Raw genomic sequence first — 17,770 nt, forward strand, 5'->3', positions numbered from 1 at the left:
CAGACTTCCACAACGTAACACATCAACAACCACAGGGAAAGGAACCAGAAATGTCGCTCTCCAAGGAAACGCTCGAAGCGCATCTCAACGATCCGGCGGTGCTGTGCTGCCGCCGCCCCGCAGGCACCGTGCTGAGCGCCGCCGACTTCGAGGACCCCACGATCTTCCCCGATCTCGTCGACTCCAACCTCATGACCCTCAAGGAGGGCGGGCTGACCATCCAGCAGGCCCTCGGCGCCACGCTCATCAACGACGGCGAGGCCCTCACCCAGCTCACCCCCGACCTGCTCGACGGCGTGAAGGAGGCGCCGGCCGAGGAGCCGGAGGAGGCCGACGAGGAAGCCGCTCCGGCCGACGAGGAGCCCTGCTCCTGCTACGCGGCCCCGGCCCCCGCGCCGGCCGCCCCCGCATCCGACGGCTACGTGCACCTGCACCTCGACAAGGCCGAAGGCCTCGACCTGGTCTTCCCGGCCGGGGGAGCGCCCGTCGCCGGCGCCCCGGTGCCGCCGGCCTGCGCCGCCGCGCCGGCCCCGGCCCCCGAGGAGCCCGCGCCCGCCGACAAGGTCATGCGCACCCTCGTCAAGAAGGACTATCCGGTCACCAAGGTCGAGCTCGGCGACGCCACGTCATACGCGGACGGCGTGCTCACCATCGATGAATCCCTCGTCGAGGCCGCCAAGAAGGCCGACCCGCTGGTCAAGGACGTCGAACTGAAGATCATCGAGCCGTCCGAACGCCACGTCTACTCCAACACCATCATGGACGTCATCCCGATCGCCGCCAAGGCCGAAGGCAAGCTCGGCGAAGGCGTGACCAACGTGCTCTCCGGCGCGGTCTTCGTGCTCACCGGCATGGACGAGGCCGGCGTGCAGGTGCACGAGTTCGGCTCCTGCGAAGGCTACATGGACGAGAAGATCCGCTACGGCCGTCCCGGCTGCCCCGACGCGGACGACATCATGATCCGCGTGGACGTGAAGATTCAGGAAGGCACCGGCATGGAGCGCCGCGGACCGTTCGCCGCCCACAGCGCCGCCGACGTGATCGTGCACTCCTGCCGCGAGGCCATCAAGGACCTCGACGGCGTCAAGCCCGTCAAGGAGGAGACGTTCAAGGACGTCCGCCGCGCCGGACGGCCGCGCGTAGTGCTCGTCAAGGAGATTATGGGCCAGGGCGCCATGCACGACAACCTGTTGGTGCCCACCGAGCCCTGCGGCGTCAAGGGCGGCCAGAAGAACGTCGACCTCGGCAACGTGCCGGTGGTGCTCAGCCCCAACGAGGTGCTCGACGGCGGCATCCACGCGCTCGCCTGCATCGGACCCGCCACCAAGGAGATCACGAGGCACTTCTTCCGCGAGCCCATGGTCGAGGCCCTGCAGACCGACGAGGAGCTCGACCTCACCGGCGTGGTGTTCATCGGCTCCCCGCAGGTCAACGACGAGAAGACCTTCGTCTCCGAACGACTCGGCGCACTCATCGAGGCCATGGAGGTCGACGGCGCGATCGTCACCACCGAAGGCTTCGGCAACAACCACATCGACTTCTCCGAGAACATCGCGGCCATCGGCTCGCGCGGCGTGCCGGTCGTGGGCGTCACCTTCGCCGCCTACCAGGGCCAGCTGGTCGTCGGCAACAAGTACATGGACGCCATGATCGAGCTCAACAAGGACCCGGAGGGCTTCGAGAACGAGATCCTCGCCGACAACACCACCACCCCGGAGGACGCGGCCCGCGCCATCCTCATGCTCAAGACCAAGATGGCCGGCATCCCGATCGAGCCGCCGGAGCACAAGTGGGACGAGGCGGTCATCGAGGCCAACAAGAAGCTCGTCAAGTAGTCCATCCACGGTCCCGCGAACCCGCCGGGCATCCCGCGGAAGGGACGCCCGGCCCCATCCACAAGCCGCACACACGATGAAGGAGACGTCATGCAGGTGGAACTCAAGCCGCTCCTGCTCAAGGGAGTCATCAAGGAAGTCACCGAGGTCGGCGTACGCATCGGCGTCAACGGACGCATGGGCGTGCTCTCGCTGCCGCTGCGCCTGATCTACACCGACAAGCCGCTCGCAGTAGGCGAGGAATGCGAGTTCTACCTCAGCTACGTCAACGTCATCTGATCCTCGCCAACCACACAGCCAACACAACGTCATTCACGAATCAAAGGAGCACATCATGCCTACCGCATTCAAGCTGACGACCGCCAAGGGACTCAAGTCCGAAATCTACGTGCCGTGGACCCCGAAGCCGGTCTGGACCCCGCTCACCAAGCCGCTGAGCGAGTGCAAGGTCGCGTTCATCACCTCCGGCGGCATCCACAAGAAGGACCAGACGCCGTTCAACACCGCCGGCGACTGGAGCTACCGCGAGATCCCGAGCGACACCCCGTCCGACCAGCTCATGGTCACCCACGGCGGCTTCGACAACTCCGACATCAACAAGGACGTCAACGCCATGCTGCCCATCGACCGCCTGCGCGAACTCGTCAAGGAAGGCTTCATCGGCTCGCTCGTGCCCACCTTCTTCGGCTTCATGGGCGGCGGCGGCAACGTCGACAAGTTCGAGCACGTCACCGGCCCCGAGATTGCCAAGAAGCTCAAGGCCGAAGGCGCCGACATCGTGCTCGCCACCGGCGGCTGCGGCACCTGCCACCGCTCCTGCACACTGGTGCTGCGCTGCTGCGAGGCCGCGGGCATGAGCACCTGCATCATCGCCGCCCTCCCGCCGATCGCCCGCCAGCAGGGCGCGCCGCGCATCACCGCGCCGCTCGTGCCGATCGGGTCCAACGCCGGCGAGCCGAACAACCCGACCATGCAGATGGGCATCCTCAAGGACACCCTCAACGCCATGGAGGAGTTCGACCACTTCGGCCAGATGAAGGCGCTGCCGTACGAATACCGTCACAACGTCTGATCCGGCGATTCGATGAACGTCGGGGCGTCCGCCGCATGGCAGGCGCCCCGATACCAACGCAACACGACAATCACAATCACACGAACAATCGATCCGGTCGCATCCGTGCAAGGCGGCGGGACACGTCCAAACGATACGGTTCTATGATGGAGTCACATCTACGTAACGGCTTCATGACGGAACATGGGGTGAAAGGCGGGACCTGTCCATGGCACGAGACGCACGAGGCAGCATCATCGACGCTTCCTGGGACCTTTTCAAGGAAAAAGGCTACGAGAAGACCACGATTGATGACATCATCGCCAAGGCGGGCATCGCCAAAGGCACGTTCTACCATCATTTCCAAGGCAAATCGGCGCTTCTGGGAACGCTGAGCGACGTGTTCGACGAAAAATACCGCGAGATGGACGCCGAACTCGACCCCGACGGGTCGGTGGTCGAGCAGATTCCCTATCTCAACGTGCAGATGTTCGGCTGGATCGAACAGCATGTGCCGGTCGAGCTGCTCAGCGCCCAGCTGGCGTCGCAGCTCAACGCGCGTGGAGACCGGTCACTGGTGAATCAGGACCGCTTCTACTTCGCCATCCATCGCAGGCTCTTCGCCCGCGGACAGGACCAGGGCGAAATCACACGGGACTATTCCACGCATGACATTGTCCGCCTGTATGCGATGGCGGAACGATCGATGCTGTACGACTGGTGCCTGCATCAGGGGTCGCAGCCGCTGGTGGGGGAGCCCACCAGAATCGTCGCCGAGGTGCTCAACCGCTTCGTGCGGCACCTGTAGACGGCGAGAACGCGAGGCTGTCCTTCTATTCGGGGGCGAGTCCTCGTCCGGCCGACGGCATCGACCTTCCGCGAGGCGCGTCCAAGGCGCCGAACCGAGGAGATGCATGATGAACGTTGCCGGCATGATACAGGTTCCGTCCAATTTCCACACCAAAACGCTGGCGGCGGCGAAGGCCGTGCTCGACGACGCGATGTTCGCCTCCAGCCCGCGGCTGACCACCGTGGAATCACACACGCAGGGCGAGCCCACGCGCATCCTCGTCGGCGGGCTCTCCGCGCTCGACGCCGAGCCGAGCGCCATCGCCGTGCGCGACAAGCTCATCAACGAATACGACGGCATCCGCAAGATCCTCATGCTGGAGCCGCGCGGCCACCGCGACATGTTCGGCGCCATCCTCTTCAAACCCACCCGTTCCGACGCCGACCTCGGCGCCGTGTTCACCGACTCGGGCGGCTATCTCAACATGTGCGGCCACGGTTCCATCGGCGTCTCCACGTTCGCCGTCGAATCCGGCCTCGTGACCGGGAAGTATCCGTCGTTCGCCGCCATCGCCGACGACGACATCGACGTGCGTCTCGACACCCCGGCAGGACTCATCACCGTCACCGTCCACGTGCGCGGCCACCAGGTCGAGAACGCCACGCTCACCAACGTGCCCGCGTTCGTCGCCATGGACGACGTGACCATCCACGTGGACGAGCCGGGCATCCCCGTACGGGACGTCAAAGCCACCATTTCGTTCGGCGGCAGCTTCTTCGCGCTGGTGGACTTCGATTCGCTCGGCCTCGGCTACGACATCGAATCCTCGCACTCGCAGGAGATCGCCGACATTGGCATGGCCGTCCTGCGTGCCGCACGCGAACAGCTCGACGTACGCCATCCGCTCGTGGACATCAAGGGCGTCGATCTGGTGGAATTCGGCCAGTACGACGAATCCACCGGGCACTACCGCAACGGCGTCGTCTTCGGCGGCAGGCAGGTCGACCGCTCCCCATGCGGCACCGGCACCAGCGCCAAGCTCGCCGCGCTCGTGGCACATGGGAAGATGGACATCGGCGAGACCCGCGTGTTCGAGTCGATCACCGGGTCGAAGTTCCTCGGGTGCCCGGCCTCGCGCACCACGGTCGCCGGCCATGACGCCATCATCCCGCAGATCACCGGCAAGGCGTTCATCACTGGCGTCAGCACCTTCGAACTCGACTCCACCGACATCTATCCCGAGGGATTCCTCGTGTGACCCCGGATTGCCGGGCGAGGGTGGTCCATCCGTCCACATTGTCCGCCGGGCTTGTGCCGCATCGGCTGGACCCCCTAGCGTGAAGGCATGAATGATGGGTCTTTGGCGCTGCGGCATCTGACGGAGGCGAAGCATCGGAGCATGGGCCTTTGCCTGGAGGCGATGGCCCGTACGAGGAACGATCTGGTCTTCGACCTCTGCACCGCCCTGGAACTGCAATCGGTGGAACTGCCTTGGGACGAGAGGCTGAACAAGGACGTCTGCCATGTGGCGGTGAACGACGACCGTGCCAAAACCGATATTCGCGGCGTACGGTTCCACCGCTATGCGGGTGCGTTCGACACGGTGCTGGTGGACGGCCGGATCCGTTGCGTCTCGCTGCCCGACGTGTGGATGCATTATGCCGCAGTGCTGTCGCTGGAGGAACTTGTCGTGCTGACCGACGGCCTTATGCGAAGGGACAGGCGTCTGCGGCGGCTGACGCTTGAACGGCTGTCCAACGATCTCGCGCAGGCCACGGGCTTCAGGGGAATACGACGATGCCGTCAGGCTCTGCGGCTGGCCCGGGAGGGGACGGACTCCTCCTATGAGACCAGGGTCCGTCTTGTGCCCATGCGATACGGGCTGCCATGCCCGGAGGTGAACCATCCGGTGCCCAAAGAGAACGGGAAGGGCTGCTATTACCTCGACATGGCCTACCCGCAGTGGAAGATCGCGCTCGAGTATGACGGCGGGCATCATCGCATGCAGTGGAAGGAAGACAACCGGCGGCGTGAGGAGCTGGAACGTCTCGGATGGATAATCATCAAGGTTTTCTACGAGGATGTGAGGGACGTCGAGTCCCAGGAGAAGCTGGCATGGCGGATAGCCGTCCGAATCGAACAGGTCACGGGGAAGCCCGTGCCCCTGACGCCCCGGAGGACGTTGGAATGGCTGGCGGACGGGCGTCGGTGGCGATATGCGGCGTCACGGTAGCTTGCATGGCGGGTGTCCCACTGGCAAACTGCGACTTCTGGGGCTGTTGAGGCAAAGACCTGAGACCTATCTCCGACTTCTGGGGCCGGCATCCCCGCTTTTCCATGTATGTGCGTTGAAATCATGCGGACCGTACTCGGCATAGCGGCTTGCGCCACCCCAGAAGATTGGGATAGAAGGCCGAGCGCTTCGGAATCGCCCCGGAAGTCGTGTTTTGGTGCCCTACATCGGTGCCGGGATTCCAGCGAAGCGAAAAAGGCCCCGAACCCAGGCACGGGTTCGGGGCCGTTCGGTCGCTATGCGAAGAGCGTCACAGGGTCTGCTCGGTGCGGGCGATGATCTCGTCCTGCAGGGCCTTGTCCAGGTTGTTGAAGTAGTCGGAGTAGCCGGCCACGCGGACGATGAGGTCCTTGTACTGGTCCGGGTGCTTCTGCGCGTCGATCAGCGTGGCGCGGTCGATCACGTTGAACTGGATGTGGTGGCCGTCCATCGCGAAGTAGCTGCGGATCAGGGCGCTCATGCCGAGGATGCCCTTCTTGCCGGCCACGACCTGCGGCGTGAACTTCTGGTTGAGCAGCGCGCCGCCGGTCTTGAGCTGGTCCATCTTCGCGGCGGAACGGATTACGGCGGTCGGGCCGTTGATGTCCGCGCCCTTCTCTGGGGCGATGCCGTCGGGCAGCGCGATGTGCTCGTGGCGGCCGTTCGGGGAGGCGATCATCGTCTGGCCGAAGTACACGTGGCAGGTGGTCGGCAGGAACTCCACGATGGTCTTGGAGCCCTTCGGGGTCGGGCGGCCGGCCACGATCTTCTGCAGGGACTCGGAGACCTCGCGCAGCACGTCGTCGGCGTAGTCGTCGTCGTTGCCGTACTTCGGGGTGTGGTTGAACACCTGGTCGAACATGTCGTCGTAGCCCTTGAAGTCGGCCTCGCAGGCGGCGAGCACGTCGTCCATCGAGAAGCGCTTGTCCTCGAAGACCTGCTTCTTGAACACGGTGAGCGAGTCGGTGACGGTGCCCATGCCCACGCACTGGATGTAGCTCGTGTTGTAGCGGGCGCCGCCGCAGTTGTAGTCCTTGGCACGGGCGATGCAGTCGTCGGTGATCACCGAGAGCAGCGGCACGGGCAGCGTGTCCATGAACAGACGCTCGATGAGATTGTTGCCGGCCACCTTGACGTCGGTGACGTACTTGAGCTCCTTCTCGAACGCGGCGTACAGCTCATCGAAGCTCTTGAAGTCGCGCGGGTCTCCGCAGTCGATGCCGATCTTCTTGTTCGTGTAGTGGTCGTAGCCTCGGTACATCACCAGCTCGAGCACCTTCGGCACGTTGAGGTAGCCGGTGAGCACGTAGGCCTCCTTGCCGGCGGTGCCGGTCTCCACGCATCCGGAGGCGATGCCGGACTCGCGGGCGTCGTCAAGGGACTTGCCCATGTTCAGCAGCTCCTGGATGATGGCGTCGGAGTTGTAGAACGCCGGCTGGCCCCAGCCCTTGCGGCTGATCTTCACGGCCTCGTGCAGGAAGTGCTCCGGGGTCTTGCGGCTGATCTGCACGTTCGAGCTCGGCTGCAGCAGCTTCATCTCGTCCATGACCTCGAGGATCAGGTAGCTCACGTCGCTCACGCCGCAGGTGCCGTCCGGACGCAGCGCACCGGTGTTGAAGTTGCAGAAGTCGGTGTAGGTGGCGGATTCCTTCAGCGTGATGCCCACCTTCGGCGGGGCCGGCTGGTTGTTGAACTTCACCCACAGGCACTCGAGGTATTCGCGGGCCTGCTCGCGGGTGAGTGTGCCGGCGGCCACCTCGCGGTTGTAGAAGGGCTCGAGGTGCTGGTCGAACTTGCCGGGGGAGTAGGCGTCCCAGTTGTTCATTTCCGAGGTGACGCCGATGTGGGTGAACCAGTACATCTGAATCGCCTCGCGGAACGTGCGCGGCGCGTGGGCCGGCACCCGATCGCACACTTCGGCGAGCTGCTCAAGCTCCTCACGGCGCACCGGGTCGTCACACTGCTCGGCCTTTTCACGGGCCAGGGCGGCGTAGCGCTGGCCGAGGATGATCATGCCCTCGCACACCAGATGCATGGCCTGAAGCTCGGCCTCCTTGTGCTCGGCCTCCATGTCGTTGTTGTAGTCGATCGCGGCGAGTTCGTCGTCGATGCGCTTCATGAAGTCCGCGTAGCCGGACTTGTAGATTTTGCCGTCGGCCACGGTGTGGCCCGGGCCGCGCTGGGCCATGAACTCGGTGTACATGCCGCCTTCGAACAGCAGGTGCCACTCCTCGGGTAGCATATTCATCATCTTGGTCATGGAGGCACGCTCCTGCCAGAACGGGATGATGACGTCGCGCTGAATCTCCTTCTGCTTCTCGGTCACGGAGAAGGAGACGTGCGCGCGGTTGTTCATGTTGTCGAAATCCTCAAGGCTGTGGCAGCACAGCTCCGGGAACGTCGGCGCGGACTGCGGGCCCACGCCCTTCTCGCCGACGATCAGCTCGTCGTCGCCCAGGTACAGCGTGCGCTTCTCCATGAGCGTCTTGAAGAAGATGCCGCGCAGCACCGGCGTGGGCACCTTGCCCTCGTACTGTTTGTAGACCTCGGTCTCGATGAGCGCACGCTCGAGCGAGATGCTCGGATGCGTGGTCTCGCTCAGCTCGCGCAGACGCTTGGTGCGCATGGTGGAGCCGCGCTTCTCGTCCCAGTTGATGCCGGTGTCGACGCCGGTCGGCGTGATGGTTGCGGTGGTCATGATGAATGATCCTTTGAATGTAGGTATGACGAAACGAATGAATGATGGATATAGGTGCAGGTGGGGAAAATACCCCCGTCTGATAGGGTGTGAAGAAGATAAGGGACATGCGCTTCCACGCGCTGTGCGCCCCGATGTTATTTGAGAATGGTTTCCGCGCCGCTTCGTGCGCCGGGATGCCCTTGGCTGCGTTTGCGTGAACGCATGCAGCCGTCCATAAGGCCGAGAACGCGGGCGGACGCGGAGATCGGCGAATCGAATACGATATCGGTTGCGAGATCGTTCATCGCCTTGGCCTCCCTCCGATTGCGTTGTATTGCGGCTTATCGTAGCGCCGTCGTGTGTTATGCGTGTCGCGGCCGACGTAACAGACGTAACAGGCCCGCAACATGACACGAGCGGCTTCGCTGTCGATTATGGCACGGACGCAGGCCAAAAACGCCTCGGCCGTGTTCTCCTGACTGCATTTGGCCGCCCGGCGTCAGCCGCCGATGGTCACGTTGTCGTAGAACTTCTCGATTTCGGTCTTGACCTCGTTCATCTGCTCGTCCGAAGGCACCTCGAAGTAGATGGCCTTGCGGCCGAGCTTGGCGTACTTGTCCATGCCGTACTTGTGGTAGGGGAGGATGTCCACCTGCTCGACGGGGATGTGGTTGGCGCGCAGCCACAGCATGGTGCGTTCGATCATGTCCTTGTCGGTGTTGATGCCGGGCAGCATGATGAGGCGGAGGAAGATGCGGGCGTTGTTCTCGGCGAGGATCTTGAGGTTCTTCAATACGAGATGGTTCGAGCCGCCGGTGTAACGCTTGTGCAGCTCGTCGTCGATGAATTTGAGGTCATAGAGGAAGAAGTCGGCGTAGTCGCACATCTCCTCGACGGTCTTCGACGCGGCGACGCCGCATGTGTCGATGCCGATGCTGATCTCCTGCTCGTCGAGGCGGCGCACGAGCTCCATGATGTAGTCGTGGTCCATGGCCAGCACCTCGCCGCCGGAGAGCGTGACGCCGCCGCCGGACTGGTCGTAGATCATATGGTCCTTGAGCACGTCCTTGACGAGTTCGTCGATGGTGTACTGCTGGCCGACGTGCTGGACCTTGCCGTCCTTGTCGGTCATGATCTCGGGCGTGAACAGCTGGCTTTCGGGGTTGTGACACCATTCGCAGCGCAGCGGGCATCCCTTGAAGAAGATGGTGGTGCGCACGCCAGGCCCGTCGTGTGTGGAGAAGTGCTGGATGTTGAATACGTATGGTGTCCTGCCTGACATATCGTCCTTCCCCTTCCGTCGTCTGGCCTGCCGTGGTCGGCGATTGGACCGCGGTGCATACGACGTTCTTATCTGGCTGCCGTCATCATACGTCCGCCGTATGTTACCGGTTTCTAACGTGGATACATGCGGTCGTAACAATACGAAAACGGCCGATTCAGTCCGCCGTGGATTCGTCAGCCTCGTCCGCGGGCGCGTTTGGCGGCGAGTATGGCGAGCGCACCGCCCGCCATGAGCAGGGAGACGACGGCGATGGAGGCCACCGTGGCGCCGGTCCGTGCCATATGCGAAGGCTGTTCGGATGCGTTGGCGTTGGCGTCAGTGGTCTTGCCGGTGCCGGTGGTCTTGCCGGACTGGTTGCCGGAGGCGGTGTTGCCGCTGCCGGAACCATTGGCGTTCGTCGTTCCGCCGGTGCCGGGCTTCGGGGTGGTCGTGCCCGAGCCGGGCTGCTGCCCGTTGGTGCCTTCATTGCCGTTGTTGGTGTCGACGGTGTAGGAGACGGCCTGCTTGGCGGCCGTCGGAGCGCTTTCGGAAGCGACCGTGACCGTCACCTTGGGTGCGCCCTTCGCCGCGGCGGAGGCGTTCTGACGGTAGGCGTACACGGGCACGTCGATGGTCTGGCCGGCCTTGGCCGTGACGATGGCGCTCGGCGTCTGCGCCTTCCAGCTGCCGTCGGCGGATTCCACCGTGGTGGTCACGCGGTAGATGTCGCTGTCGAACCGCGGGTCGGATGCGCTTGCGCCGGTGTTGGTGATCTTGACCGTCTGGCCGTAGATGCCGTCGGAAACCTTGGAAGGCTCGCCGGCGGCCGTGACCTTCACGCCGCGCCGTTGCGTGCCCGCGCCGTCGGTCGAGCGTACGGCGACGGTGTAGTGCAGCACGCCGCGGCTGTCGCGATGCTGGTTGGCGATGTAGAAGTGCAGGCCGTTGTCCTTGTCCTCGTACTCGTACTGGGATCCGGAGTTGATGCCCGCGTGGAAGAGCGCGTCGTTGAGCTGACGCTGGTCGCCGCGGGTGACCATCACCTTGTTGCCGTTCGGGTCGACGTAGTCCACCATGTTGATGTCCTGCGGGTTCGCGTCGATGGTCCAGATGAACGGGCTGTTGTCCGCTTTCTTCGCCTTGCCGATCATCACGCCGTGGTCGGGCTGCGACGAGTCTGTGCCCATGCGGTCGATGACCTCCATGGTGTAGCTGTCGTAGCCTCCGCCGTCGCACTTCCAGCCGTTGGTCTTGTCCTCGGTGCTGCACGACTGCCGGTCGCCGCCGTCGAGCTGCACGTTGACGCCGAGGTTCTCGTTCTTCTCCTGCATCTCACGGGCCTGCAGGTCGGTCACCAGCACGCCCTTCGACTTGAGGTCGGAGCGGGAGACTTCGACGTAGCTCGAGGAGTCGAGCACTCCGAGCTTGCTGCGGTTGCGGAACGCCATGCCCGCGGGCAGCACGTCGCCCTTGAGCGAGGGGATGTCCCAGCGGGTGTGGGGTCCTCCGGGGCCGTTGAACGAGCCTCGGGAGAGGATGTCGAACGGGCCTGCGGTATCTCGTAGCGGCCCGCCGTCGGAGGCGTCGGTGCCAAACGGGTTGCGGTAGTTGTCGGCCACGTTGAGCACGTGGCTGAACTCATGGGCGAACGTTCCCGCGCCGGAATCCTCGGCGAGCACCACCGTGCCGGCGGAAGCCACGCTGCCGTCCGCATTGAACTTGGCGTATTCGGCGTTCGGCCAGAATCGGGCGGTGGCCTTCCATGACGTCCATCCCACATAGCGGGTCGGCGCCCAGTTCGGAATCGGCTGGCCCTTCGCGTTGTACAGGCGTTTGCCGTTGGCGTCGGTCGCGCCCAGCGAGTCGGGGATGTCCTCCTTGTTCTTGTATTTCATCTCGCCGAACTCCTGCCATGTGCCGGATTCGTCCTCGCCGGCAAGTACGAAGAAGATCTCGTCAAAGGCCTTGTACGGGTCGGTGTCGCCGTATTTCGCCTTGTATTGCTGGCTGTTCTTCAGCAGGGCCATGGCGTCGGTGCGCGGGTCGCGGCCGCAGGTGGAGCCGGCGGGGCAGTAGTCCGCCATGGACTCCTTGCCGTTCATCCAGTATTCCAGACCGTACTCATAGGATTTGCCGGGCATACGCAACGGTCCGTACGCCTCGAGGTTCACGCCGATCTTGCCGCCGGTCTGCTCCTTCCAGTACTGGTCGATGGTCTCGCCCTTGTTGAGCTTGTTGTTCGGGTCGTTGAGCAGGCTCCGGTAGTATTCGGGCACCTCGTCGCGGCTGATCGGACTGCTGCCCGCGGGCAGTTGCGGGTTGCCGAACGCGTCGGGCGTCTTCTGCGTGATGCGGAACGTCTCATCCGGGAAGTCGAGCATGACGATGGCGCCGTGGAAGTCCCGCTCGGCCTTGACCTTCGTGTAGTCGGTCGGCGTGGGCTTGTAGTCGTCCCATGTCATGTCGTCCTGGTTCTCCCAATGCTGCGGGTCGACCGGGGCGAGCACCGAACTGCCGGTGCCGGTGGCGTCGCTCGCCTGCGCCGTGGTCGTGCCGACCATCGTGAACGCCATCGTGGAGATCACGGCGACGCCCATCGCGGCGATGCGGCGGATCATGGGCATGGGCCGGCGTCGGCCTGACGATGCGCTCGGTACGTGGGTGTCCCGGACGCCGGAATGCGGCCGTTCGGGTGGATTGGGCGTGAATGGATTGGTCAAGGTTCCCCTCCTCATATTGATTTCCCCTTGAACAAGCCTTTTCGCAGGACGCCCATGCGCGGCATCGGCCGGTGCCGTTCCAACCTGCACCGGGCAAAGGGCTCTCGAAAAAACTTGCCTCACATCATGTCGCGCGTTCGTTGCGCGCAATCATAAAACCCATTTCGCGCATGTTAACGTGCGCAATATGCAATCGGCAGGAAGGACGGCGGATCTCCGCTGCCGTATCGTCAACCGAGCAGGGCGGCGATGACGAAGATGAAGATTGGGGAGGAGAGCGTGCTCAGCAGGATGCCATCGCGCGCAAGCGTGGTGCCGGCATCGTATCGGGCGGCGTAGTTGTACACGTTCTGCGCGGTGGGAAGCGCGGCAAGTACCACGCACGAGTACAGTTCGTGCTCACGGAAGCCCATCGCATAGGCAAGGGCGAACGCCACCGCCGGCATGACCGCGTTCTTCAGCAATGCCGCCGTGATGGTGGCCGCGCGATGGGAGCCGTCGCCCAACGGTTTCGACCCATGCAACGACATGCCGAACGCCATGAGAATCAGCGGGACGGCGGAATTGCCGACGATGTTGACGGGATCGTAGACATAACTCGGCACGATGAACCAGCCGGCCGCATCGCTGACCGCCGACGTGACGATGCCGATGAGCACGCCGATGAGTATGGGCTGGTGCAGCGGCTGGGAGACGATGGCCTTCACGCTCACCTTGCCTCGGGACGACAGATCCAGCGACGTGAGCGCGGCCGGCGTGAACAGCACCTGCTGGATGAGCACGATCGGCGTGACGGCCGCCGGATTGCCGAGAATATACGTCGCGATGGGCAGGCCGATGTTGTTCGCGTTCATATACATGGAGTCAAGCACGCCGATGGTGGTGTCCGCCGGCTTGAGATGGAAGACGGCGGCGTTGAACGCGAGGAATATCGTGCCGGTGATTGTGGCGCACAGGATGGCCACGCCGATCGACGGCTTGAACACGTCGGAGAGATGCTCCTTCGACAGGATGGCGAACATCAGGCAGGGCGTGGAGACGAAGTAGCTGAACCGGTTCAGCACCATCTGCGCGGTCGGGCCGCCGATGTGGAACCGTGCCGCCACATAGCCGATGAGGATGATGATGCCGATGACGCAGAATCCCTGCATCGCCGAGATGAGCCCCATATTCATATTCGCCTCGATTCCGTGTCCCTGATGCCGTGCCGGACGAACGGCCGTCCCGTCATGATGTGCCATGCGCGCGTTCGACCTTCAAATGCCGACTATCGATTATCGGCTGGATGGCATGGGAAGACCGTGCGGCGTCCGTACTACGGGACGGCGAGATGCCACGGGACGACGGGCGATGACGCGGCGCATGACTATCGCCGCGCGAGAGTGAAGCCCGCGAACGTGAAACCGGGACTGACCACGCAGGAGACCAACGCATCCCCGTCGCCGGGAATGGTGCGTTGCCACACGCCGGCCGGCACGACCACGTGGCCGATTACCGGGGCGTTCACCGGTTCATCTCCCGGCGCGGTCGACGACTCGGCGTCCGCATCCGTTCGCAGGCCGGCGCCGAGCGTGATGCGGTGGGCGGCTTCGGGGTTCGGGGTGTCGCCGTCGCCGGCGAGCTCAAGCGTCACCTGGGCCGGGCCATGCCACAGCCATAGCTCGTCGGCATCCACCTGATGCCAGGCGCTGAAATCGCCCTTGGGCAGCAGGAAATAGATCAATGATGCCAGCGGGCGGTCTCCGGTGGTCGTGGCGGTGGCGGGCTGTGTCGCGCTCGCACAATCGGCGGGCGCCAGCGATGCCGACTGCCAGTCGCGCACGTACCATCCGCCCTCCGGATGCGCCTCCAATCCGAGCCTGTCGATGACTGAGCGGGCGTAATCGCTCAGCGGCGGAATATCGTGCACCGGCTGGTTGGTCATGGTCGTCGGGGTCGTATTCGTATTCGGACTCTTCTTTCTGGTCATATCAAGTATTCATAGTCGCATCGTGCGCCGAAGACGAAGCCGGCCTGTCGGCGAAGGATTCGGACGCGTTTTCGCATTTTGGCGTCGTAATCCTTCGGGAATCGTCATGACGATTTTCATGAACGTTGGAATCATGCGGTTTTTGAAAATCCGGATATGAAAATGCCACGGATTGGATCGCATTGCGACGAATATGCAATCCAATCCATGACGGGGAGGATTGCGGCTGTGTTCTACAGGGATTCGAGCTGCCGGCCCTTGGTCTCCCGGGCGAACAGGTAGACGACCGCGCCGATGACGAGGCAGACGCCGAAGAAGGTGAACGCGGTGGTGATCACGGCGATGTCGATATTCTGGGAGACGAAGTCGCCGCCGACAAGCACACCCATGAACGCGGGGCCGATGATCTTGGCGGTGGCGCCGATGCCATAGCCGAGGCCGAGGCCGGTGGAACGCACGTCGTTCGGGAACTGTTCGCCGCCGAACGCGTTGAGGATGCCGAACACGCCGTCCGCGAACGTCATGATGATGATCACGGCAATGTAGAACTGCCAGCCGGAGTCGTGGAAGAACGCGGCGTAGAAGCAGCCGCATGCGCCGACGATGCCGAAGATGAACATGGTCCAACGGCGGCCTATGACGTCGGCGAGCCATGCCGAGCCGAAACGGCCGATGCAGTCGGCGACGGAGACGCCCATGAACAGGACGGCGACCATCCGCGTGGAGAAGCCGAACGCGTCCTTCATGAGGGTCTGCCCCCACGACTGGATGGCGAAGCCGCCCATGATGAAGCAGAACGAGCCGACGCCGACGATGAGCAGGGACTTCAGATGCCTGCTGAACAGCGCGGAATAGCTGGCCTTCCGCCGATGTCCGACGACGGGCAGGTCGCCGACCTCGTCGACGGGGATCTCCATGGCCCAGGCCAGTGCCTCGCGTGCCTTGTCGTCCCGACCCTTGGTCTGGTGGAAGCGGGGGGATTCCGGCACGGCGCGAAGCCAGAAGAGCAGCAGCACCGGTGTGGCGCCAAGCGCGAGCAGGACGCGCCAATGGTCGCCGACGATGCTCTGCGCGACCGATCCGAGCAGCAGCCCGAGCGGGATGAACACGGAGGCGAGACCGGAAAGCATGCCGCGATGCCGTGCGGGCACGAACTCCTGCACGTACGGTATGGAGGTGATGTTGAGGCCGCCGACGCCGATGCCGACGCCGATGCGCAGCAGGGCGAGCGGCACCCATGCGCGGTCGGGAAGGAATACGGAGAGGATGGTGAACGCCACGAAGCAGACCACGCACCATTGGAACGCGTGCCTGCGGCCGAACCCGTCGGCGAGACGGCCCCACATGATCGACCCGATCACGGTGCCGAGGCCGGAGCAGGCCAGGATGACGCCCGCCTCCACACCGGTCAGATGCCATGCCCCGGTGAGCAGGGAGACGACGAACCCCACCAGGAACATGTCGAAGAACTCGGCGATGTTGCCGACGACGACCAGTCCGATGATGCTTTTCTGGTGACCGGTCAGCGGACGGGCGTCCATCTGCGCGTATGCGGTCATCCGCCGCGGGGGCGTTGCCGCCTCGTTGATGGATGGCATCTGTTCCCCGGTATGCGCCGGGCCGCCGTGTGACGTACCGCCGTCGGCCATGACCATGTTTTCCCCTCCCCGGCCGTCCCCTCATGCGCCGCGGCTCCTCCCGCCGCCGCGCGTGGGACGCGTGACCACCTCACCGATTGTATTCAGGCGGCGTCGACGCCGTTGGCGACGGCGGTTCTGAGCCAGCCCTCGTCGACGATGGGGATGTTGTAGGCGCGGGCCTTGCGGGCCTTGGTGGATTCCGTGTCCACGTCGGCGGCGACCACGAGCCGCACCTTTCTGGTGACCGACGGCCAGACCGTGACGCCCACCGCGGCGAGGTCGTCGACCCAGTCCGCACGACGCTGCGACATCGTGCCGGTGAGCACGATGCGGTCGCCCTCGCGCAGACGCGCCGGGGGAGCGGGGGTATGTGAATCGCGGTCGCGGATATCTGTGGCGCCGTCGTATTCGCCGTTGAATGCGCGTTCGTGCTCGTCCCTATGGGAAGGGCGTGGCATCCAACGGGCGATATTGCCGTCGATGTAAGGCCAGGGTGCGTGTTCGGCGGCGTCCAGATGAGCGGCCCATCCCGGCCAGTCGGGAATCATGCGCAGGTATTCGCGTAGGAGCAGTGCCGTGGCGTGCGCGTCGCTCAATGCGTTGTGCGCGTCCGGATTGCCGATGCCGAACCGTCGACAGCAGTCGGCGAGGGAGCGGGTACCGAGCAGTCTGCCGCCAAGTCTCATGGTGCACAGCATCGTGGCGTCGTTGTGGACGGCGTCGTTGTGGACGAAGCGCCGGTCCCGCGCGGCGTCATGAACGGGGACGTCATAGCCGAGGCGGGCGTATTCGCAGCGTAATACACGCGAATCGAAGGCCGCGTTATGCGCCACGAACACGCGTCCGGCCAGATATCCGCGCAACTGCCGGGCGATGCCGTCGAACTCGGGGGCGTGCCGCAGATCGGCGGCGCGGATGCGGTGCAGGTCCTGCATGCCCAGGTCGCGACGCACGTGGATCAGCGTCTCGTCCTCATGCTCGATGACGCCATCCGGGTCGAGCAGCACCACGCCTATTTCGATGGCCCGGTCGCCGCGTTCCGGCACCAGACCCGTGGTCTCGAAGTCCACCACCGCGAATCCGCGGGTTCCCGTCGCACGTTTCGACGGATATGCCGACGGTGTCATTGACGGCTCCTTTCTTCCGATTCCGGTGGTCAGGCCATACTGATGGTATGACAACGAACGGAACGGACGGAAACCACGGCGGCGTGAATAACGCAGGGGCTTCGGAATCCGGCTGGAACGCCATAGGCCGGAAAAAATCCGGCTGGCATGGCGGCTGGAATGGCAGCGGCAGGATTCATGGAAAGGGGCACGGCTTCACCGCAGGTCGTCGCGGGGGAGCGCCGTTCAAGGCGACGGGCCATAAAGGCGGCATCAGCAGGCAGGGATGAACGACTGGATGGTGTTTCCACTCTGCGGCGTTTCTTTTCCTCCCCTCAGTCGGCGTTCGCCGACAGCTCCCCTCCCGAGGGGAGCTTATGGGATGGGGGCAACCACGCTTGGTTGCGCGACACGCGCGAATATGGTATCCTTTTGTCGATTAG

The 17,770-nt window shown here is 64.1% G+C and carries 15 protein-coding genes; 7 read left to right on the top strand and 8 right to left on the bottom strand.

From position 1 onward, the window contains the following. Positions 1–50 precede the first annotated feature (50 nt). The 6 genes from prdA to KIH77_RS04710 all read left to right on the top strand — a co-directional run bounded on the left by prdA (position 51) and on the right by KIH77_RS04710 (position 5,909). Positions 51–1,835: a D-proline reductase (dithiol) proprotein PrdA gene (prdA, locus tag KIH77_RS04685; protein WP_219099949.1), complete on the top strand. Its 1,785-nt coding sequence runs from the start codon at positions 51–53 to the stop codon at positions 1,833–1,835. A 90-nt stretch (positions 1,836–1,925) separates the two neighbouring features. Further along, positions 1,926–2,114: a CBO2463/CBO2479 domain-containing protein gene (locus KIH77_RS04690; protein WP_219099950.1), complete on the top strand. Its 189-nt coding sequence runs from the start codon at positions 1,926–1,928 to the stop codon at positions 2,112–2,114. A 55-nt stretch (positions 2,115–2,169) separates the two neighbouring features. Further along, positions 2,170–2,907 (top strand): D-proline reductase (dithiol) protein PrdB, encoded by a 738-nt coding sequence (gene prdB / locus KIH77_RS04695; protein WP_219099951.1) that lies wholly within the window; start codon positions 2,170–2,172, stop codon positions 2,905–2,907. Between the two features lie 208 nt (positions 2,908–3,115). Further along, positions 3,116–3,694, top strand: coding sequence for a TetR/AcrR family transcriptional regulator (locus tag KIH77_RS04700; RefSeq protein WP_219099952.1), 579 nt, complete (start codon positions 3,116–3,118; stop codon positions 3,692–3,694). A gap of 106 nt (positions 3,695–3,800) precedes the next feature. After that, complete coding sequence (locus KIH77_RS04705) at positions 3,801–4,934, top strand: proline racemase family protein (RefSeq protein ID WP_219099953.1); 1,134 nt, start codon at positions 3,801–3,803, stop codon at positions 4,932–4,934. 141 nt (positions 4,935–5,075) lie between these two features. Then, entirely contained in the window at positions 5,076–5,909 is an 834-nt protein-coding gene (locus tag KIH77_RS04710; RefSeq protein ID WP_219099954.1) for a DUF559 domain-containing protein, read from the top strand. A 310-nt stretch (positions 5,910–6,219) separates the two neighbouring features. Here the strand turns inward: KIH77_RS04710 and hypD are convergent, their stop codons facing one another. From hypD to KIH77_RS04750, 8 genes are all read right to left on the bottom strand, one after another. Next, positions 6,220–8,646, bottom strand: a complete 2,427-nt coding sequence (gene hypD / locus KIH77_RS04715; protein ID WP_219099955.1) for a trans-4-hydroxy-L-proline dehydratase — start codon at positions 8,644–8,646, stop codon at positions 6,220–6,222. Positions 8,647–8,783: 137 nt separating this feature from the next. Further along, on the bottom strand, positions 8,784–8,933 hold the full coding sequence (locus KIH77_RS04720; RefSeq protein WP_219099956.1) for a hypothetical protein: 150 nt from the start codon (positions 8,931–8,933) through the stop codon (positions 8,784–8,786). A 194-nt stretch (positions 8,934–9,127) separates the two neighbouring features. Further along, positions 9,128–9,910 (bottom strand): glycyl-radical enzyme activating protein, encoded by a 783-nt coding sequence (locus KIH77_RS04725; RefSeq protein WP_219099957.1) that lies wholly within the window; start codon positions 9,908–9,910, stop codon positions 9,128–9,130. 176 nt (positions 9,911–10,086) lie between these two features. Next, positions 10,087–12,612, bottom strand: a complete 2,526-nt coding sequence (locus tag KIH77_RS04730) for a metallopeptidase domain-containing protein (protein WP_219099958.1) — start codon at positions 12,610–12,612, stop codon at positions 10,087–10,089. Positions 12,613–12,842: 230 nt separating this feature from the next. Next, positions 12,843–13,781, bottom strand: coding sequence for an AEC family transporter (locus KIH77_RS04735; protein ID WP_219100011.1), 939 nt, complete (start codon positions 13,779–13,781; stop codon positions 12,843–12,845). 197 nt (positions 13,782–13,978) lie between these two features. Then, positions 13,979–14,536, bottom strand: coding sequence for a cupin domain-containing protein (locus KIH77_RS04740; RefSeq protein WP_219100012.1), 558 nt, complete (start codon positions 14,534–14,536; stop codon positions 13,979–13,981). 278 nt (positions 14,537–14,814) lie between these two features. Continuing rightward, complete coding sequence (locus KIH77_RS04745; RefSeq protein ID WP_219099959.1) at positions 14,815–16,179, bottom strand: MFS transporter; 1,365 nt, start codon at positions 16,177–16,179, stop codon at positions 14,815–14,817. Positions 16,180–16,322: 143 nt separating this feature from the next. Beyond that, positions 16,323–17,348: an exonuclease domain-containing protein gene (locus KIH77_RS04750; protein WP_219099960.1), complete on the bottom strand. Its 1,026-nt coding sequence runs from the start codon at positions 17,346–17,348 to the stop codon at positions 16,323–16,325. 47 nt (positions 17,349–17,395) lie between these two features. On the opposite strand from KIH77_RS04750, the gene KIH77_RS04755 reads away from it, so the two are divergent. Next, entirely contained in the window at positions 17,396–17,617 is a 222-nt protein-coding gene (locus KIH77_RS04755; protein WP_219099961.1) for a hypothetical protein, read from the top strand. Positions 17,618–17,770 lie beyond the last annotated feature (153 nt).

The organism is Bifidobacterium pluvialisilvae (genome assembly GCF_019331695.1).
Lineage (GTDB): Bacteria > Actinomycetota > Actinomycetes > Actinomycetales > Bifidobacteriaceae > Galliscardovia > Galliscardovia pluvialisilvae.